The following is a 22,195-nucleotide window of genomic DNA, read 5'->3' as shown; positions in this document are numbered from 1 at the left end:
ATTATAGTTCGTCTGTAACACAGCCTTCCGAAGCATCTGTTACTAATTGTAAATATTTGTATAAAACTCCTTTTTTAACTTTAGGTTGCGGTTTGACAAAAGTTTTTCTTCTATTTTCCAACTCTGTTTCTGAAATAGCTAAATGAATAGAATTGTTTGCAGCATCTAATTCAATGCGATCGCCATCTTTTACCAATGCAATGGTGCCACCATCATACGCTTCTGGAGCAATATGGCCTACGACAAACCCATGTGTTCCACCACTAAACCTTCCATCAGTAATTAAAGCAACACTCTTGCCTAAACCCGCACCAATTATGGCAGAAGTGGGTTTCAACATTTCAGGCATTCCTGGGCCTCCTTTTGGACCCACATATCGAATAACGACCACATCACCAGGTTGTATTTTTTTATCTTCAATCCCTTTTATCAGTTCTTTCTCACCATCAAAAACTTTAGCAGGACCAGAGAATTTTTCACCTTCTTTACCTGTAATTTTAGCTACAGACCCTTTTTCTGCTAAATTGCCATACAGAATTTGTAAATGGCCTGTAGTTTTAATAGGATTTTCTATAGGTTTGATAATGTTTTGATTTTCAAAATCAATATCTAGTATATCTTTTAAGTTCTCAGCAAGAGTTTGTCCAGTAACAGTTAAGCAATCACCATGCAGCATTCCTTTTGATAGTAAGTATTTTAATACCATAGGGACACCTCCTTTTTCATGAAGATTTTGCATTAAGTAATTACCTCCTGGTTTGAAATCTGCGATAAGTGGTGTTGTATTGCTTATTCTTTGAAAATCATCTTGGGTGATTTTTACGCCCACACTTTTTGCCATAGCAATAATATGCAGGACCGCATTTGTGCTTCCGCCCAATGCAATTAAAGTGGTGATAGCATTTTCAAAAGCCTTGAAGGTCATGATGTCTTTCGGACAAATGTTTTTCTCCAAAAGTAATTTGATATAATGCGCCACTTTTTCACATTCTTCTATTTTTTCATGAGATACCGCAGGATTGGAACTCGAGTAGGGTAAGCTCATGCCTAAAGCTTCTATTGCAATTGCCATGGTGTTTGCCGTATACATCCCACCACAAGCACCCGCGCCCGGACATGAATTTTTGATAATACCTTTAAACTCTTCTTCTGATATTTTTCCAGCAATTTTTTCACCTAAAGCTTCAAAAGCCGAAACAATATTTAAGTCTTTTCCCTGATATTTTCCTGGAGCAATAGTGCCTCCATACACCATGATGGAAGGTCTGTTTAATCTTCCCATGGCTATAATGGAACCTGGCATATTTTTATCACAACCAGGTATAGCCACTACGGCATCATAATAATGGCCATCTACTACACTTTCAATACTGTCTGCAATAACTTCTCTACTTACTAAAGAATAACGCATACCATCGGTTCCATTTGTAATACCATCACTAATACCAATAGTATTAAAAATTAAACCTACCATTTCGGTATCGTTTATTTCTTTTTTAATTAAAGTAGCCAAATGATTGAGATGCATGTTACAGGTATTGCCATCGTATCCCATGGAAGCAATTCCGATAAAAGGTTGTGCTAATTGTGTATCGGTTAGGCCAATACCATATAACATGGCTTGAGCAGCTGGTTGTGTAGGATCTTGTGTAACGGTGCGACTATGTTTGTTTAAAGACATGATTTTAATTTTGTAATGAAAATTGGTTTGCTGTTACTATGTTTTTATAAGCGATTTGCAATTTTTTGCCAAGACTTTCTTCCCAGTCTAGTGGGAACTCCTTTTTATCAATAGATGTAATGCCAATCACTTCTGCTGCCGTTCCGCAATAAAAAGCAGCGTCAGCTTGTAGTAATTGGTCTAGTGTAAATTGGCCTTCTTGAATTTTGATTCCGAGATTGTTACAAAGTTCAATTATCGTAGCACGAGTAATTCCAGGTAAGATATTCCCTAATTGAGGTGTGAAAAGAGTTCCATTTTTTTCGAAGAAAAGATTTGCTCCTGGACCTTCTGCCACATATCCTTCACAATCGAGGAGTAATGCTTCATCAAAACCATTATTTTTAGCTTCATTAGTTGCTAAAATAGAATTGATGTAGTGCCCGCAAACTTTAGCTTCAATTTTAATTGATTTTGGATGCGGTCTACAATAAGAAGAAACGGAAAGATGCAATAAGTTATCACCTAGATAGGTTCCCCATTTCCAAGCACAAATCATAAGATTTACACCTGTGGGTTTGGTAAGGCTCATATTTGGATCGCAAAAAACGATAGGTCTAAGATAAGCATCATCGAGATTATTCTTTTCTAGTAATTGATACGATTTTTCAATTAAATCTTCAAGAGAATATTCAAAAGGGATGTTAATTAATTCGCATGATTTTTTCAATCTTTCATAATGTGCAACAGCTTTGAAAATTTTTGTTCCTTCATCTGTTTTATAAGATCTGATTCCTTCGAATGCACCATAGCCATAATGCAAGGTTTGCCCAAAAAGATCAGTTGTTGTTTCAGAAGCTTTTTTAAATTCGCCATTATAGAAAAGAAATGTTTCTGAAGAATAATATGGATTGTTTTTTGTATTCATTTTATTGTTGTTAATGTAAATGTACTAGGATGTGTTTTTTATTATTTTTAGAATTTTAATCTTATACAATATTTAAAAGTTGCATTTTTTTTATAAGTATCTGTTTTTCAATTGTTTTCGTTTTTGTTTTTTATGATGTTAAATGAGTTTGTATAATTGCTAAATTGATTTTGTGATGGATATAAAAAAAGCCTTTCTGTTTTTACGAGAAAGGCTTTGTAATTTAATTGCATAGTTACCTGACTCGTTTTTTTGGACGAATGATAATAATGACAATAATTACGTTGTTTTGAATCATAATAATTTTAAAATAAAAAAAGCCTCCTGAGTAGGAGGCTTTTGATATGTTTATGCATAAAGTCTCCTATCCTTTTTGAGGAATAATAATAGAGACAATAATGATAACTTTTTTATACATGTGTTTTATTAACTTTTACAAAAGTAAGCAAAAAAACGATTGTTCCATTTCTTTTTTTTAATTTGATATTATTTTTATTAAAATAATGGATTTTAATATGGAAAAAACTCTTTTTTTAAAATAAATTTCGTTTTTCGACTTCTTTTTGTAAAATATGATAATTGAAATATTATTTTTTAATTGGTGGATACTGTGCTAAGATTTTAGAAACGAACTCTTTGACACGTTCGTCTTTCTTATTGGTATCTTTTGTTAAATAACCACTGCCTTCTCCTTGCCAAACCAATTCTTTTGACTTAGCATCAATAATATCAATAAATAGAGTTCCTTCTGGAGTTGTATAAACACGGTTATAATTCATTCCCCAATATGGATTCCATCCCCATCCCCAACCAAAGCCGGCATTATTATATACATCAACACGTTCTCTTTCTTTGGTAAAGATACTTATTAACATACTTGGATTTTCGCTTTTTGAAAATCCCTTGCTTGACATCACTTCATCAATCGAGCGTAAAATTCTTTTCTTGTCTAAATCAGATATTTCAGCTTTGTCAATGCTACTTTTTAAGTAAGCATAAGTGTTATAGTTAGCAAAATCTACATTCTTATCATAATCTGCATTAACTCTTACTGAGCTACAAGAAGCAAAGATAAATAGTAAACCTAATGAAATAAATTGTAATGTTTTCATAATTGTAATGTTTTAGCAAATGATTTAACCTTATTCTACAGTTGTTTAAAATGTTTAGGTTAAATAATTTAACTAATAAGCCATTTTAAACTTATAACAAATGTTCATCAACTATATTAGGGATGGTAACTTTCAATAAAGGTTGCGTTTCCATAGCTCTTTTTATTGCAAAAATAGCTCCTTCATTTCTAGCCCAACTTCTCCTTGAAATTCCATTGTTCACATCCCAAAAAAGCATCGACTCTAAACGTCTAGATGCTTCTTTACTACCATCAAGAACCATGCCGAAACCACCATTAATTACTTCTCCCCATCCAACGCCACCACCGTTGTGAATAGATACCCAAGTAGCGCCTCTAAAGCTGTCGCCAATTACATTTTGAATGGCCATGTCAGCAGTAAAACGAGAGCCGTCATAAATATTTGAGGTTTCTCTGTATGGAGAATCGGTTCCTGACACATCATGATGGTCTCTTCCTAAAACTACAGGACCAATCTCACCCTTTGCAATTGCCTGATTGAAAGCTTCAGCAATTTTTATTCTTCCTTCTGCATCTGCGTATAATATTCTAGCTTGAGAACCCACTACTAATTTGTTTTCTTGAGCGCCTTTGATCCATTGAATGTTGTCAGCCATTTGTTGTTGGATTTCTATTGGAGCAGATTGCATCATTTCTTCTAAGACAGCACAAGCAATTGCATCTGTTTTAGCTAAATCGTCTGGTTTTCCTGAAGTACAAACCCATCTAAAAGGACCAAAACCATAATCGAAACACATGGGTCCCATGATGTCTTGCACATAACTTGGGTATTTGAATTCTCTTCCTAAAGTAGGATTTTCATTCATAACTGCAGCACCTGCTCGAGAAGCTTCTAATAAAAAAGCATTACCATAATCAAAAAAATAGGTTCCTTTAGCTGTATGTTTATTAATAGCATCAGCGTGGCGACGTAACGTTTTTTGAACTTCTTCTTTAAATTGTTGCGGATTGTTTGCCATCATTTCATTAGATTCTTCAAAAGTAAATCCGATAGGGTAGTAGCCTCCTGCCCAAGGATTATGTAAAGAAGTTTGATCAGAACCTAAATCGATAGTAAGATTTTCAGCATCGAAACGTTCCCAAACTTCTACAACATTACCTAAATAAGCAATTGAAATAACTTCTTTATTTTCTAAAGCTTTTTTAACTCTAGGGACTAAATCCTCTATGTTTTCAATAATTTCATTAATCCAACCTTGAGAATGACGAATGTGTGTGATTTTTGGGTTGACTTCTGCACACACCGTAACACAACCTGCAATATTACCGGCTTTAGGTTGCGCGCCACTCATACCGCCTAAACCAGAAGTAACAAAAAGACTTCCTTGGGGTGATTTTTTTATTTTTCTAAATCCGTTTAAAACGGTAATTGTCGTACCGTGAACGATACCTTGTGGGCCAATGTACATATAACTTCCGGCTGTCATTTGTCCGTATTGAGAAACCCCTAAAGCATTCATTTTTTCCCAATCATCGGGTTTAGAGTAATTAGGGATAACCATTCCATTCGTTACCACTACTCTTGGTGCTTCTTTATGACTTGGAAATAAACCCATAGGATGACCTGAATACATAACTAAGGTTTGTTCTTCTGTCATTTCTGCCAAATATTGCATCGTTAATAAATACTGTGCCCAATTTTGAAAAACGGCTCCATTACCACCATACGTTATTAATTCGTGAGGATGTTGTGCGACTGCATAATCCAAATTATTTTGAATCATTAGCATAATGGCTTTAGCCTGATTACTTTTTCCTGGATAGTCGTCTAATGGACGTGCTTTCATTTCGTAATCTGGACGAAAGCGATACATATAGATACGACCATATTTGTCTAATTCTGCTTTAAACTCGGGTAATAGGGTAGCATGATGTTTGGGTTCGAAATAACGAAGTGCATTTTGTAAAGCTAATTTTTTTTCAGCATCTGAAAGAATTTCTTTTCTTTTAGGAGCGTGATTGATTTGCGTTTCATATGTTTTAACTGGAGGTAATTCATTTGGAATTCCCTGAAGTATTTGTTCTTTAAAAGTCATTGTAAGTTATTTTTGTTGATTTTTGTTTTTGCGTGAGGGATAGAAGCAAACTACCTTGTAGTGCGAATAGCCCGACCGTAATGGAATGGAGGGCACGCCCAAAATAACAACTAAGGGTAACGGATATCTGACCTGTGATAGGTTTTATAAATGGTGATTTTATATCGAACGAATGTAATGTCCATGTTTATTTTTTTATAGTGCCCGTTTTTTTGTCAAAACCATAGGGGCAATGTCTACAACCGCTTTTGCAACAATAGCCTCTTTTAAGATGGTATTTTTCAGTAAAACATTTATAACCTTCTGGAGTATAGTAAAAATCTTCTCCTTCAATAAGGGTATTTGGGTCTATTTTATTGTTCATGACTGCAATCTTTATCTAAAATACTTTTTAGATTCCCCAAAAATAAATATTTTTATCCAAGATTACTTATAGTTCTTATTTAAATATGAGTAGTTTTTTGAATTAAATGCAATACTATGATTCTTCTAGTCGTACGTTTTTTTACGAATAAGCGCTATAAAGGGATTACAATTTACCCTTTTGTAATTGTTACTCAAGAGGAAGACGGTAAAAATGCTGTTTTGCTTAATCATGAGCGAATTCATATTAAACAGCAATTGGAAATGTTAGTGCTTCCTTTTTTTGTATGGTATGGTTTGGAATTTCTTGTGCGTTATTTTATGTATAGAAGTTGGAAAAAAGCGTATAGAAATATTTCTTTTGAAAAAGAGTCTTATGCAAATGAAGAAGACCTCGACTATTTAAAGAAGAGGCCTTTTTGGAATTGGATCAAATATCTTTAATGTTTTATTTTTTTTTAGAAGTTAATTTAGTTTCCTCTAAAGGTTTTGGACCATAGGGTAATCGCAAGTCTTGGTGGTAAGAAGTAACTCTTCCAGAAGCATCTACAGCATCTGCACGATTTCCAATAATATGCCATGAGAAACTTACATTGCTCGTTCCATTATTCAATTCTTTTACTTTGAATCCTTTATCTGATTTTTCAGTAACATAAACACCGTTGCATTCTCCTTCTAATTGAATGAATACTTTAAGTGGATGTTTATCGTCTATTTTAAGAGATTTAGCTACTATTTTGTCTAACTCAATATAGGTGGTTCCATTGGTAAGTTGTCCAACACCATAGTCTTCAAACAAAACTTCAGGAGCTTCTGGACAAAACATGATTCTAGGTTGATTGTTTTCGTCTGGTATTAAAGTAGAAACAAGACCGTTACCTACAATTTTATAATTGGTTCCTCCTGTAGCCGTAGCGTCATTGTTATGATTGTATTTTAGACCTACATAGCTGTAAGATTGACCACCAGATGCGGTACCTCCTATAAAATAACCACCATATAAAAATCGTACAGTTGTGCCACTAATAGCTGCAATGGCTTGTTCGTTTTTTCCTGCAATACTTGCAAAGGCACTACTGTTGTTTGTGGATACATTGTTATCTGTGTCTAATGAAAAGCTACCTGCAAAATTCCCATTGTGTGCTGCATTATTTGGCGCCCCGTTACCTGTACTTCCATAAACACCAACTCCATTTGTCGCAGAACCTGCAACACCAGCACCTTTACTAGGGAAAACTCCTGTAATGCCATTAGTAGCTCCTATAATTGCTGTTCCAGTAGCATTGGCATTTCTACCCCAAAAAGCATTCGCTACGTTATCATTTGCAGTACCTGCTACGGCATCATTTGTTCCAGCACCAGCTACAGTTACTTGACTTGCAGTTGAGCCAACTGAGTTGATTCCTATAGTTCCACCACTTAAAATACGCATTCTTTCTAAATTGTTAGTGTAAAAATGAACGTTTTGAGTATCTGTTGTTCCTAAAAAGTTGGTACCAGGTGTTGTACCACTGTTTCCTTGTAGTGACCAATCTAATCCACCAGAAGCTCCAGCAAAAGCAACCCATTTTGAACCATCCCAATAATAAAGTCCAGGAGAAACATTATTAGGTGAAGCTCCAGCAGTTGCCGTATTCCATACAAATGTTCCAGCTAATAAGGCACCTCCTTGTGGGTTTGTTACAGGAGCAGCCACATTTGTAGCCGTTAATGCGACTCTTGGTGGGACAATTCCTTGCGTGGTTGATGTTATTTCTAAAGCTCCATTTGGAGTAGTGGTTCCGATTCCTACTTGTGAATACGTGAAGGTGCTAATTACAGTAAAACTGAGAAATAGAAGTTTTTTCATAACAATTTATTTTGGGTTATCTGTAAAAATATTGTTTGTAAATCTTAAATGATTACAAATAAATTGCCTTTTTTGTTAAAAAAACACTTATTTTTATTGATTAAGAGATTTTTTTGTAAAAAAAATCCTCTTCTTTTTGAGAAGAGGATAGTAGTTTTAGAATTATTATTTTTTAAAAAATTATTTTTTTAGTCACTGAATTTCCATTTTTAAGTTTTATCTCTATGAACAAAGGGGCTTTGTTTTGTTGTAGGTTAGAGATGATTGTTTCCCTAGTGTTTACTGCTTTAAGATTTACTAAGATTCTGCCTAAAACGTCATGTATTTGTACACTCTCAATAATGTCTTTTTTAGATTTAACAACTAAATTATCAGCAGAGATAATAAGGATGTTAGATTCGTCATTTTCAAAATCAGTATTGTTTAATGTGTTTTCGGTAAACCTTAATTGGAAACGATTATCAATAGAACCCATCGAACTTGTAAAGCGGTAAGGGCTTATTCGTAAATCATGAAGGGAATTATTTTGAAGATCTTCTAGAAATATAGATTGGTTGTTGTCTTCAAAAATACCATCTAAGGCACCAATGCCAATGGTGTGATTTCCATCTTGAGTTAGATACATTCCAAGTGGAATAACTTCGGTATTTAAAAATGGTAAAGCTCTACCTTGTATGGCTAATTTGTTGTTTTCATTTATTGAATAAATGTCAAAATTATTTTTATTCGGTGCAGGAGCATCGTAAAGTCTATCAATAGCATTTGTAGCGTCTTCAATATACCCAACTAATGTTCGTACACTTTGTCCGTTTTCAGAAATTAAGTCTAACCATATTCTATTTTTTTCAACTTCTTGATGTGATCCATTTCTAAAGAACTGAGTATTGTCATAGTTTGCACTTCTCATAGTATTGGTAAACGTAACGGTTTCGTTTGTTAAAATACTTGAATGGTTCATTAGGACAAAGAAAGCTTGGCCAGCAGCAATATAGCCACCAAATAGACCTGGTCCTGAAGAACTTCCTGAAGCATTATAGGTAATATAATCACTTAAAGAATAATTGTATTGGTAATTTTCATAAAATGGATTCGCTACAGCAGAACTTGGAAGATTTCCATGTGTCCATATTTTTATAAATCCATCAATATTGGTGTTTAAAGTTAAAAAGTCAATAGCATCAATAGCAGATGGATACGGGTTACCAATCAAATTCCAATTGTCATCATCTTTTGTAATGGGTGTTGCTGTTGGACCTGTATAATTAGCTCCATTGTAGGTGCTTCTTTTGATAGGTGTTGTTATGGTTCCATTATTTGGTGTTCCAACAAACGTAGTGGTTAATGTTTGTAAAGTACTTGTAAAATTATTTGGTGTTCTAACAATATAACCTTTACCAATGACCATATCTTCGGAAGTACTTGACCAGTTTCCATAATCACTTGTGTAAGCACTAGGTAAGGTAGGTTCCCATTTATAGTGGTAACTGCCAGTTATATCACTTACGGCAAAATTTGATACTGGAGATGACCAATAAATATAATCGTATAATTTTGCTTGAACATCTCTAGTCATATGCATTGCGCCGGTATTGGTAGCATTGTTAATTTGAATTAAACTAGAACTGTTTTCTAAAGTTAAAATACCTGAGCTATTGTTGTTAATCCAGTTAGTAATTGTGATGTTGTTTGTTGGATTCACAGTTAAATTAGCTCCATTTTGAATGGTAAGATTTAAACCATTAGCATCATAATTTGTACCAGAAATAATTGGATCATTTGCAGTAACAGGAATAATTACACAGTCAGAAGAAGTAGGTATTCCGGTAGGAGACCAGTTGTTATTATCGTTCCAATTAGTACTTACTGAACCTGTCCATGTTTTGCCTCCATTAACAGTGACTGTTGTTTCATCAATTTCTGTTAAAGTAGCTCCTCCGCATAAAGTATAGGTAACTTCAGCAGTATATACTGTAGTAGCAGTTGGGCACACATTTATTTGATCTGTTGTTCCTACAACTAGACCAGATGTTCCTGAACCTTCATACCATTTTATAGAGGTAATTGAAGTTCCGTCTGGTACAAAACGCCATGCTTCATTAGTAACGGACCAATTCGCATCTAATCCATTTCTATTTGGTGCAACTGTTGCTAATGTGCCATCTGCATTTTGAACACCTACTACTGCATTACCGTCATTCCAACTTCCAGCACCAAAATTATCAACATTTTTTTCTTTAATGTACACTTCAATCACATTTGTATTTTCATAAAGAACCATCATGCCAGTGTATAGAATTGAATTTTCGTCATACATTGGTACATCGTTCCATGAAGCAACAAGAGCTCTACATCCCGTATTTAGTGTGATTAATTCCCACCCAACTTCACCTCCAACTGAAGGGTCAATATCATGGAAAACACCAAAAATAGAATTTTCAACCAAAGCACCATCTCCACTTACAGGTAAATTTGCTGAAAAACTCCAATCACAATAGTCGCCGGGTATGTTATTTGTTGTATCAAATGTAATTACACCATTTGATCCTATTAAACATTGATTGTATGTATTTCCGTAAAAACAAAAATCAAAAGGGAGATTAATAATTGGAGACCAAATATCATCCACATTAACACTAACAGGGTTTTTTAAACAACTAAATTGATAAGGTGGATTGTATGGTATAGATTCTACACTATAAGTAGAAGTGTCTCCTAAATTTAAATAGGTAGCTTCTAAATCTACACAAGTAGAAGCAGCAGAACAATTAATTGGAGATGGGTCAGATCCGTTTAAACTTAAACCTCCTGATGTCACTGACGGACAACCTAGAGTGGTGGTTCCTTGGCTATCACCTACATTACAAGTAGGCATGGTAAATTGAACATAGTTACCCCATGCTCCTTGACCTAATCCTCCACCGCAATTAGATCGTATCCAAATATAATAAGTATTTCCAGGAGTTAATCCAGTTAATGTTGTTGATGTTGTACCACTACCTATAGAACCAGTTGGAGTGGTTCCAGTGCTTGGAACTGGTGTAGCTGATGAAGCTAAATAATATTGATATCCATTTGCAGGTACTGGAGATCCGGCTATCCAAGAAATAGCCACATCTGTTTGAGAAGTTACATTGGCAATAATGTTTGTTGGTCCTCCAGCACAAGGTAATGAACCTAAACAATTTAAAGTGTAATCTTCGGTTTCTCCATATTGGAAGTCGCCACAAGAAGGGGCTGGATTACTGAGATAAGCATTTCGAATTCTCATTCTATAATTCCCTGCGGGAGTTCCATTAGGAATTGTAATAGTTCCTATAGAGGCAGGACTAGATAAGTATCCTGTATTTATTATGTTTTCACCAGTATCATCAAAATCTAAATCATTATTCCAATCTACCCAAACTGAATATCCATATGTACTCGATGGGTGAGTTGTAGTAATATTGAATCCAAGTCCGGCATATTGAGAAACTGTGAAAGAAGAAGTATAATCTGCGTAGCCTCCACTTGTAAATCCAGTTGGAGAATTAGTAAAATTGGTTGAAGCTCCAGAAGTTGTTATACCACTTATATAGTAACTTGTACTTGTGGTATTGTTTGCAGTACAATACCCTGTTTTAGCTACACCAGATGTGTATGGACTGTTACATCCATTTGAAGATCTAATTCTGTAATAATAGTTAGTATTAGCGCTAAGTCCTGTTACATTTCTATTAGTAGTAGGGTCATTAATTGTAAAGGGAGATCCTGGTACATTAATTGTATAACCCGCATCCATTGTTACTTGCAATTGATAGGTAACTGAATTGGCACCTCCACCAGCACAAGATGGCCACGAAAAATCAATACTCGTTAAAGTTGAATTCGTTGCAATTGGGGTGGGTGTCGAAGAACAAGTGGTTCCATTTCCTGTTAACGGTCCAGATGTGTTATAAATTGGTCCTCCAGAGCAACTATTGTTATTGTAAGCATAAATATAATAATAGTAATGTGTGTTACCACTTAGGCCTGTGCCTGATATTGAAGTAGAGGTATTGCTTTGTACAAATGTTAATCCTGTTCCTAAACTACTTATGTTTCCTGAATTGTATAGTGTTCCGTTTGAAGGTTGTGTTGGTGGTGTTGCAGATAAAGATCGAATTACGAGATACCCATCAGCCGTTCCGTTAAAAGTTGCGGGAAAAGCAGTAGAAGTTATTGTTCCTGAAGTAAAGTTATTGGCTTGTGATGAGGGAGCAGAACAGGGTAAAGGCGAAGAAGCACAAATGCCAAATGTTCCTTGGTTGTCATTTCCATATTCCCAAAAGCGCACATAAATGGTTGTTCCAGGTGTTAATCCAGTTCTTGTAATGGATGACATGTATCCATTGCTACTGTCATCATCGTCGCATTCTAACAAAGTTAGGCTTCCGCATGTTCCTGTATACCATGCCATTCCAGAATCTGTCATTGTTCCAGTTTGTGAATCAACTGTGACGGTACCGTTAGCAGGAACTGTAAAGGAAAACCACACATCTCCTCCAGAATAGTTTGCACAATCAGGTGTTGGTGGAGTAGAGGGTGTGGTTGAAGCTGTAGCTCCAACAGTAGAATAGTTAGAATAAGTACATGTTGAGTTAATAGTTAAAGGTGTTGCTCCAGTACAATCATCATTAGTGGGTGCACTTGCAGGAGCTGTAACGCAGATACTATTAAGAACCATATCATTGTTATTTCGGTTGTTAATAACTTTGATGTAATAAATACCGTTTGGTAAAACAGTACTAATGGTTTCTGTTTGAGTCCCATTTGCTTGTGTGTCATTTGCACATGCAATTTGGGTTAATCCAGTACATGATGAAGTTGATGAGATTAATTGAAGAAATAAATCTCGATTATTTCCTTCAGCAGTAATGGTGATGTTTTGAGGTCCGCTGGTTACTGTGAAGGTATACCAACCTTCTCTTCTAAATACATTAAATGCACAGCCAGAAGCAATTGGGGTGTTTTCAGTAGCGTCAGTAATTGTTCCGCTGCTACAAGGACCATTAATTGTTAAGCTTGTTGCTGTTGAACAGTTAGAGCCTTGAGAAAAAGATAGGTTAAAAAAGAAGATTGTTACAAAAACTAGTGGGGCTAGAAAAATGTAATTTTTTTTCATATTATATCTATTAAAAGCAAATAATTTAGACCAAAATAAACATAATGTTAAAAAAAACCAAAAAATTATGAATTATTTTTATTTTTTTAAAGTTTGTTTCATTGTGATTTAATAAAAAAGCCAGTCATAGACTGGCTTTTCATTTTTAAGACATTATTTTCAACTGATATTAAAAGATAATCTTTTTCTTTACGGTAAAACCATTATCTAATTTTACTTCTATAATTAAAGGAGCATTATTCTTTTGAATATTTTTAATTTCTTTTTCAAGAGAATTAATTTGGTTAATAGTTGTAATATTTCTGCCTAAAATATCATGAATTGTTATTGATTCAATATTTTTAACTAATGATTTAATGGTTAGATAATCATTTGTAAGGATTAGAATGTCATTTTCATTCGTTTCAAAATCTTGATTTCCTAAGTTATTAGAGTTATTATATCTTAAAATAAATCTATTGTCTATATTTCCAGAATTTGAATTAAAGCTATATGGTGTAAGTTTTAAATCGTGAATAATTCCAGTTGTTAGATCTTCTAAATAGATATTTTGATTGGTATCTCCGAAAAGACCATCAACAGCTCCTATTCCAATAGTGTAATTACCATCTTGTGCAATGTACATTCCGATAGCTACTTGATCGTTTTCATTGAATGGGAGCGCTCTACCTTGGATGTTTAGTTTTTCACTTGAATTTAGAATAGAATAGATATCGAAATAATTTTTATCTACTGCTGGTGCATCATAAAGACGATCAAGATCATCAGTTGCATTTGTAATATAACCTACTAAAGTTCTTACCGAAGGACCATTTTCTTTAGTTAGGTCTAACCAAATTCTGTTGGCTTCTACTTCATTGGTAACATCTCTATAGAACTGACTATTGCTATATGCTGCGTTTCTCATGCTATTTGTGAAATTTACATTTTCTGTGGTTGAAGCAGAAGTGTGTTTCATTTGAACAAAGAATCCTTGACCTGAAGCAATAAGTCCTCCAAATACACCTGGACCGGATGAGGTACCAGTTGAATTGTATGTGATATAATCATTAATAGAATAATTACTTTGATAGTTTTCATAAAAAGGACTTGTTGTAGAAGTGCTTACGGCAGTTCCGTGTGTCCAAATTTTTACAAAACCTTCTAGGTTTGTATTCGTATTCAAGAAATCTATAGCACTAATTGCTGATGGATATGGGTTACCAATAAGATTTAAATTGTCATCATCTTTTGTAACTGGAGTAGGTGTTGGTCCTGTATAGTTTGCACCGTTGTATGTACCTCTAGATACTGGAATGCTTAAATTTCCGTTATTTAAAGTACCTGTGAAATTTACAGTTTTTGTTCCAGCTACACCTTGTCTAGATATATATCCTTTACCAACAGTCATATTGCCACTTGCACTTACCCATGTACCAAAATTACTTGGATATGTAGGAGCTCTGTTTACTGTTGGTTGCCAAACATATCTAGGACTTCCAGATAAACTAGCTACAGGAAAACTAGTAACAGGTGATGAATAATAGATGTAATCATAAGTGTTAGTAGTAACTCCTTGTCTAGTCATTGTAGTTGTTCCTGATCCAGAGTTAAGAGTGTTGTCAATTTGAATAACACTTGTATTATTGTCTAAATTAAATGTACCATTATTTACAATGAATTCTTTTATTGTTAAAGCTTTACTATTTTGAACATTTAAAGTTGAACCTGATTTTATGGTTAAATTCTTCCCAATTCCATTAGCACCTGTGTTCAATACTGAATTCACTCCTGTGTTAGAAATAATTACACATGTATTAATATCAGGTACGCCTACAGGTGACCAGTTATTAGCATCATTCCAGTCGGTTGAAGAACCACCTTTCCAAATTTTAGTTTTATTGGTAACATTAATTGTTGAACTAGTAGAACAACCGTTTGTTAAATTAGCATTAGCTGTAAAGGAATAACTAGGCGTTTCTAATTGTGTTACAGTTGGTTTGATGTATACAGTTGAAATTGGTGTACCAGAAGTATAAGGAATAGTACAAGCAGCATCAATGTAAGCATCTACTGGTAAAGCACTTGTCCATGTAAAGGCAGGAGTTAAAGGCTTGTCGCCATATAAATGTACATCATCGATGGCTACTCCGTCACACCAACCTGCTTTATATCTGAATCTAAGTTGTAAAGATGCAATATTAGTATACGAACTTAAGTCGTATGTTTGTGTTGCAAATTGATTTCCGATTCCTACATCAGATACAAATATCGCAGATGGAATTGCGGTCCATGCACCACTTCCATTTTTGTATTCTACAATTACATATTCAACAGTTGCACTATTTGCATCATAGTAGCTTGAAAAATACATTCTGAAAGATAACGTAAGGTTTAAGAAACCAGTGGTGTTAACTGCTGATGATTCTAAAGCTGTTTCTACTTTTCCAAATGAACTTCCACCAGTTGACAAGTCAGAAGTGGTCATGGCAAATTGATTCGGACTAAATCCTGATGAAATAGCAGGGTACCAAACTGGATACGTTGGGTATGGAGGTACGTAAGTACTACTTCTAATTTGCCAATTTGTAATAGCTGTATTTGGACTAGCGATACTGTTGTTAGCAAAAACACCTAAACCACTTTCAAAATTTTCATTAATTAATGAGATTCTTTCAGTCGTTGTGCTTGCAGTAAGTGCTATAATACTGTCTTCACCACACACTTCTGGATTGGAAGTTGTAAAAGTAATATTTGAAACGGGTTTTACATATGCAATAACCTGTGTTCTGAATAATGACTCACAAGTACCATTAAAAGCTGTTACATAATAAGGAGTATCTGTTGAAATAGAAGGAGTAGTCCAAGTAGTAGTATTTGATGTGCCTACTAATACACCTCCCGTTTTTGCAGAATACCATCTGTATTGGGTTGTTCCAGCAGTTCCTGTTGCTCCTAAAGTAACAGTGCCAGTTCCGCATCTCGTTGCAGAAGCAATCGTTTGTATTTTTGCTGCACAATTTGCAATAACGGTGAAGGTATAATCTTCAGTTTCACCACCACTATTTAAGTTGCCACAAGAAGTAAAACTATTGCTACCTACGTTAATTCTAATACGTATCCTGTAGTCACCGGGTGTTGTTCCAGTTGGTACAATAAAACCAAAAGTAGTATTTAAAAAGGCACTAGTTGATTGATAAACAATTTCAGTAGTATCATCAAAAGCATTGTCTTTGTTCCAGTCTACCCAAGCTTTCATATAAACTGCGGTATTTCTATTTGTATCTACAAATATATTAACTCCTTCTCCTTGAGCTTGACTTGCTTTTGGAGTTAAAGAAGAAAAATCTTGAAATCCAGCAGGATTGGTAGAGAAAGTAGAGGTGTTGCTTGAGTTAGTTAAGTTTCCAACAAAGTTTACTTGAGTAATATAATTAGAAGATTGTAATCCTAAAGTTACTGAAGGAGTACAATAATTTTGTGTATTAGTAGTAGTGAAGCCTGTTAACGGACTAGTTGTATTGTATCTTGGTCCACCTGTACAAAATGAATTGTAAGAGAATACAAAAACATAATAGGTCGTTGTATTGGTTAACCCAGAAATTGTGAAGCTAGTGCTGTTATCTGTAGAAACTACTATATTTCCAGCTCCAATGGTACCACCAACTGAATATGTTGAACCATTTGTAGGAGTTGGTACCGTACCTGTAGTATTATAAACTACTAAATAATTATTTGGCGCTGGCGATGCAGGTGTAAATGAACCTGATATAAAAGTTCCTGTAGGACTTAACAATAAGGCTGTAGGTTGTGCTGTAGGAGTACTACATGGCGATGCTGGAATAATATCCAGTGTATAATCTTCCACTTCTCCACTAAAACCAGTTGCACATGAACTACCAGTTGCTGAACCAAGTTTAGATTGTACTCTCATTCTTGTTTGTCCTGTGATAGCACCTGCTGGAACCGTTATTGATAAAGGACATGCAGAACTTAGACCATTTGCTGTATTAGTAGCGGTACCTAAGTTATATGTTTCTCCTGCATCGGTAAATAAGCCATTACCATTCCAGTCAATCCAAACAGTTTGGTAATTAGTGTTATTGCCGTTTGTGTTTACATATACATTGATGTTATAAGAAACTGTTTTTAAAACGGTTGTTGAAATTGCTGTGAAGTTAGAATAAGCAACATTGGTAGCAGTAGAAGTGTTGTTAATGGTGTTGAATTGTACACCAGTAACGCCATAAGAACTTGTGCTTCCTGTTGAAGGACAATAACAAGGTTTGTCAGTAGTGGTAAAATTCCAAACCACTGGTGTACCAGTAGTAATACCACAAGCGTTTCTTGGTACAATTTTCCAGTAATAGGTTGTTGATGCAGCAAGAGCTCCAGTGTTATAGGATGTTGATACTGTGTTTGTAGTTACTACAGCAGGTAAGCTCCCAGCTCCAAAATAAACGTCATATGAAGTTGCTCCAGCAACCGCTGCCCATGAAATACTTGATACGGCACCAGATCCCATGTAACATATTCCAGAAGTAGAAGTTGTTGGGCTAGGTGTGGTTGCAATAGCTGTAGGAGCGTTGTTAACAACTACTGCTAAGCTACCTTCTCCAATACTCCAACATCCTGTTACGTTATTTCTTGATCTTATATGGTAAGTGCCTGAGGTATTAACTACAAATGTGTTAGCACTATTAGTTGTATTTGTGCCTCCTGGAGCAGTTTGCCAATACCAAGTTTCTCCTGCTGGAGGAGTTCCTGTTCTTGTTAAGGTAACGCCAGTTGGATTACACTGAGGAGAATCACTCGTTGGGTTTCCAGGGTTAGCTGGAGTAGCAATTACTGTTAAAGCTGCAGTTGATGAAGTTACAGTACATCCAGATGTTGAAGTAATAACCACATCAAAATTACCTGCAATTGCAACTGTAGGATTGGTTATTGTTAATGTTGCTGTTGTAGTATTACTGTAAGGAGCAGTGTTTGTTAAATTTACTCCATTTCTTCTCCATTGGTATGTAGTTCCACCTGTAGCTGTCACGCTAAAAGAACCGCTTCCAGATTCACAAATTGATGTCGCAGTTGGTTGAGAACTTATGACAGGAGTTGTATCTATAGTTAAAGAAGCAGTATTAGAAGTTGTAGAACAAAGTCCGTTACTAACTACTACATCAAATGTTCCAGCTATAGCCAAAGCAGGATCTGTAAGTGTTAAAGTAGCTGTGTTAACTCCACTATATGGAGCTGTATTGGTTAAATTAACCCCATTTCTTCTCCATTGATAAGAAGTAGCGCCTGTAGCGGTAACACTAAATGATCCGTTACCGGGTTTACAAATTAAAGTTGAAACGGGTTGGGAAGTAATGGTTGGTGTGGCAACTACTGTAAAAATACCTAATGAAGTACCCGTTCCAGCAGAGTTTGTTACTCTTACTTGACCCGTTGTCCCAGTACCAACAGTTGCGGTTATTGAAGTTGATGAATTTACTACGAATGAAGTAACATTTGTTCCTCCTATTGTTACTGCAGTTGCACCAATAAAATTTGTACCTGTAATGTCAAAAGTAGAACCCACACATCCACTTGTAGGAGTGAAACTAGTTACTGTTGGTGGAGCAATAGCTGACACGTTTATTATGTAGTCTTCTGCCTGGCCATATCCACCGCCTGTTTGACAGGCATCAGTCGAGTAACCGTTCCATCTTTTCATAACTCTCATAGTAGTATTACCTATAGAAGCAGTATTTGGAACTAATATCGTGTTAGAAGTTAATATTCCATCAACTCCATTTGAATTTGTAATTGTTCCTATATCGTAAATTTCATTAGTATTGTCTCCAAAGTTTCCATTTTGGTTCCAGTCAATATATACTCTAACATAGTCTGTATAATTACCATCAGTGTTTCCTGATACAGAGATAGTGTAAGAGTTTGTACGTATGACATTACCTGTGCTACAAAATCTTTCTAATGATGAACCACCAGTTGTATTTGAAGTTGTATTGTTAATACCAGCAAAAGTTACATTTGTAATAGGTAAAACAAATGTAGTGAAAGAGGGTGTACAATAGTTTTGTAATGTAGAAGTATAGGTAATCTGAATTTGTCCGTTTGCTCCATCTCCTCCTTGTCTTCTTCCTCCACTATTGGTAACTCTTCTAGCACCACCACCACCACCACCAGGGCCGGTTCCATTATTTCCGTTATTTGATCCTCCTCCAGTTAGCGCAGCACCACCAGCACCTCCATTTGCTCCCGTACCACCAGCACCGCCAACAGTTATTATGCCAATGTCTATTCCAATTGAACCAATTCCTCCAGTTAGGTTAGTAGTTCCTCCACTTGCTGAGCCTCCAGTTCCTACTGCGCCTTCATTTTGTCCTCCACCAGTACCTCCATTCGCTGTTAAGGTTAAAATTGTGGTGTTTCCTCCATTTTGTCCGTTCCCATTTCCTCCATTTCCTCCAGCTCCAACTGTATAAGTAATAGTTTGACCAGGAGTTACAGTGAATGTTCTGCTACTGTAGCCACCGCCACCGCCACCAGAACCACCATTTGAATTGTTATCAGCAGCGCCTCCAGCACCACCAGCACCCCAAGCGCTAACTGTGATAGATGTTACATCGCAAGGAACCACAAAAGAGTTCGTTCCAGGTGTGTTGTCGGTATATGTTTGAGAATATGTTTCGTTATTAAAAAATAATGAAAATAAAAGAACATATAAAACAATTAAAAAATTGTTTATCATTAGATTGTGGTATTTTTGGGCAAAAAAAGAGCACAACCCATCAAATGAGTAAAGTAACTTCATAGACGATTTGGTTAAATTAGTAATTTTTTCTACTGGTTATTAGCATATTTTTAACCATAAGCTAGTACAAAAATAATTCTTTTTTTAACATAACCAATAGATAATCTGTATTTTATGTTAAAAAAAGTATGTTTCAGCTGTTTTTAGTGCTTTTCGTCGGTTTTTTTTGATTATTAAACATGTTTTTATAAGTGGTTTTATAAAATCATAAGATATAATTTTGTATCTTTAACATGTATTTTAAAGATTTTATTGGTATTTAATCTGTTAAGTATCAGTGGCTATAAATTTTTAATTATTTTTGCAAAGTGTACTAATAAAATTTCTTGATTATGAGAAAAACATTATTTTATTTTTTAGTTTTATTTGTTTTGGATATGAATGCGCAAATGTATGTGAGTCCAAACAGTTATGTTTTTGTTAATAATGCGTATGTGTATGTGGGTCAGGATGTTAATCTTGATAATAATGCCAATATGTATTTGAGAAATAGTTCCCAATTACTTCAAGGAAATACAGCAACAAGTAGTAATCGTGGATTGGGGAATTTGTCTGTTTTTCAAGAAGGTACTTCAAATCAATATGGTTATAATTATTGGTGTTCACCAGTAGGAGTACCATCAGCTTCTGTTGGGAATGCCGCTTTTGGAATTACGAGATTGAATAGACCTACAGCACTAATTACCAGTTCGTCCGCTACAATTCTTCCTAGTGCCACATTAGATGGAGTTGCTACTAATTCCTCTTTATCAATTGCTTCAAGATGGATTTATAAATTTGTTCAATCCAATCAATATGGGCAATGGGCATATGTGGGTAATGCTTCCACAATTAATCCTGGTGAAGGGTTTACGATGAAAGGGGTTTCGGGTACAGATACTGTAATTGCAGATACTAATGAAGGTGTTGCAAATAACCCTGGAAATAATCAACGATATGATTTTAGAGGAAAGCCAAATGAAGGTTTGATTTCTATACCTGTTGGTAATGCAGCAGGTCCAGATTACCCAAATAGGACTTTAACTGGGAATCCATATCCTTCAGCAATCAATTTAAATTTATTTTTATTAGAAAATAGTGGATATACAGTAAATTATAGTACGGGTGCTTATACCTTGACAGGTTCACCTATAATTAATGGTAACGCCTATTTTTGGGAACATCAAAAACCAGCGACGTCTCATTATGTATCTGAATATGTGGGAGGGTATGGTGTATATGTAGCTAATGGAGCAACAGCTTTTTCTCCTGGTACATACACTCCAGCTACTTGGAACACTTATAATTCTGATGGTACTCCTAATTCTAACGGATCTTCGACTGCTAATGCTTATTTAAGAATGTTTGCCCCAGTTGGACAAGGTTTTATGATACAAGGTGTTGTTAGTTCTGGAAATGCTCAGATGAAAAATTTATACCGCGCTTTTGTAAAAGAAGCACCTGAAAATAATTCTCAATTTGAGCGTTCTTCAAATGATGAAGCTTCAAATAGTAATTGGAGTGCTATACCAAACATTGCTAATGTTGATTATACTCAGTTTTCAAAGCAACAAGTTCCTCAATTTAAAATTCATACGATTATGAATGATGAATATACCAGAGAAACAGCTTTAGCTTTTAATGATATGGCTACAGATAGTTATGATCCAGCTTTTGATGCCATTACTCCAGAATCTAGTCTGCCAAGAGATGTTTATTTTCCATTACAAGGGGATAAACAATTTGTAATTTCTACTTTAAATTTTGATATCGATAAAAAAATGCCAATAGCTTTTAAAGCTGATATTCAAACTACTTTTAAAGTGAGTGTGAATGAATTGATTAATTTTAATCTTGCTCAAGATATCTTTTTACATGACAAAGAAACAAACATTTATTACGATATTAAAAATAGTTTTTTTAGTATAACACTTCCTCCAGGGGTTTATAAAAATAGATTTGAAATTACTTTCAAAAATCAAGAAAACACTTTAGGTTTAGAAGATGAAATTGTGAAATCTTTTGAGGTTTACCAAAATAATGACAGTCAATTCTTGACTATCTTTAATCCAATGCAGCAAGAAGTAAAACTTTTGAGTTTATATGATGCTACTGGAAAAATGGTAGTCAATAAAAATAATTTAGGGAATGCGTCTGAAATTCAAGTTTCAACTTCAGGCTTAACTGATGGTGTATACTTTGTTAAGTTATCTACTTTAGAAAATAAAAATATAGATAAGAAAATAGTTGTCTCAAGACAATAGTTTTTTTTATAATAAAGAAAAAACCTCGAT

Annotated in this window: 10 protein-coding genes; 2 read left to right on the top strand and 8 right to left on the bottom strand. The window is 34.9% G+C overall.

From position 1 onward, the window contains the following. Position 1 precedes the first annotated feature (1 nt). From ilvD to FHG05_RS18385, 5 genes are all read right to left on the bottom strand, one after another. Entirely contained in the window at positions 2–1,681 is a 1,680-nt protein-coding gene (gene ilvD / locus FHG05_RS08920; RefSeq protein WP_140997662.1) for a dihydroxy-acid dehydratase, read from the bottom strand. 4 nt (positions 1,682–1,685) lie between these two features. Further along, positions 1,686–2,588, bottom strand: a complete 903-nt coding sequence (locus FHG05_RS08915; RefSeq protein ID WP_140997661.1) for a branched-chain amino acid transaminase — start codon at positions 2,586–2,588, stop codon at positions 1,686–1,688. A gap of 587 nt (positions 2,589–3,175) precedes the next feature. Next, on the bottom strand, positions 3,176–3,700 hold the full coding sequence (locus FHG05_RS08910; protein ID WP_140997660.1) for a DUF4136 domain-containing protein: 525 nt from the start codon (positions 3,698–3,700) through the stop codon (positions 3,176–3,178). 91 nt (positions 3,701–3,791) lie between these two features. Continuing rightward, positions 3,792–5,777, bottom strand: coding sequence for a urocanate hydratase (locus FHG05_RS08905; protein WP_140997659.1), 1,986 nt, complete (start codon positions 5,775–5,777; stop codon positions 3,792–3,794). A gap of 187 nt (positions 5,778–5,964) precedes the next feature. Next, positions 5,965–6,141 (bottom strand): DUF5522 domain-containing protein, encoded by a 177-nt coding sequence (locus FHG05_RS18385; protein WP_159780654.1) that lies wholly within the window; start codon positions 6,139–6,141, stop codon positions 5,965–5,967. A gap of 116 nt (positions 6,142–6,257) precedes the next feature. Between FHG05_RS18385 and FHG05_RS08900 the strand changes: the two genes are divergently transcribed. After that, positions 6,258–6,584: a hypothetical protein gene (locus FHG05_RS08900; RefSeq protein WP_140997658.1), complete on the top strand. Its 327-nt coding sequence runs from the start codon at positions 6,258–6,260 to the stop codon at positions 6,582–6,584. Positions 6,585–6,588: 4 nt separating this feature from the next. Here the strand turns inward: FHG05_RS08900 and FHG05_RS08895 are convergent, their stop codons facing one another. The 3 genes from FHG05_RS08895 to FHG05_RS08885 form a co-directional block, all read right to left on the bottom strand. Then, positions 6,589–7,989, bottom strand: coding sequence for a hypothetical protein (locus tag FHG05_RS08895; protein ID WP_140997657.1), 1,401 nt, complete (start codon positions 7,987–7,989; stop codon positions 6,589–6,591). Positions 7,990–8,161: 172 nt separating this feature from the next. Then, positions 8,162–13,129 (bottom strand): GEVED domain-containing protein, encoded by a 4,968-nt coding sequence (locus FHG05_RS08890; RefSeq protein WP_140997656.1) that lies wholly within the window; start codon positions 13,127–13,129, stop codon positions 8,162–8,164. A gap of 169 nt (positions 13,130–13,298) precedes the next feature. Continuing rightward, positions 13,299–19,922, bottom strand: a complete 6,624-nt coding sequence (locus FHG05_RS08885) for a GEVED domain-containing protein (protein WP_157504215.1) — start codon at positions 19,920–19,922, stop codon at positions 13,299–13,301. A 332-nt stretch (positions 19,923–20,254) separates the two neighbouring features. Here FHG05_RS08885 and FHG05_RS08880 point away from each other — a divergent pair, with 332 nt between their 5' ends. Next, positions 20,255–22,165: a T9SS type A sorting domain-containing protein gene (locus FHG05_RS08880; RefSeq protein ID WP_140997654.1), complete on the top strand. Its 1,911-nt coding sequence runs from the start codon at positions 20,255–20,257 to the stop codon at positions 22,163–22,165. Positions 22,166–22,195: the final 30 nt, after the last annotated feature.

Origin of the sequence: Flavobacterium profundi, assembly GCF_006491645.1 — a bacterium.
Taxonomy (GTDB): Bacteria; Bacteroidota; Bacteroidia; order Flavobacteriales; family Flavobacteriaceae; genus Flavobacterium; species Flavobacterium profundi.
This window is presented reverse-complemented; position numbering and strand designations above follow the sequence as displayed.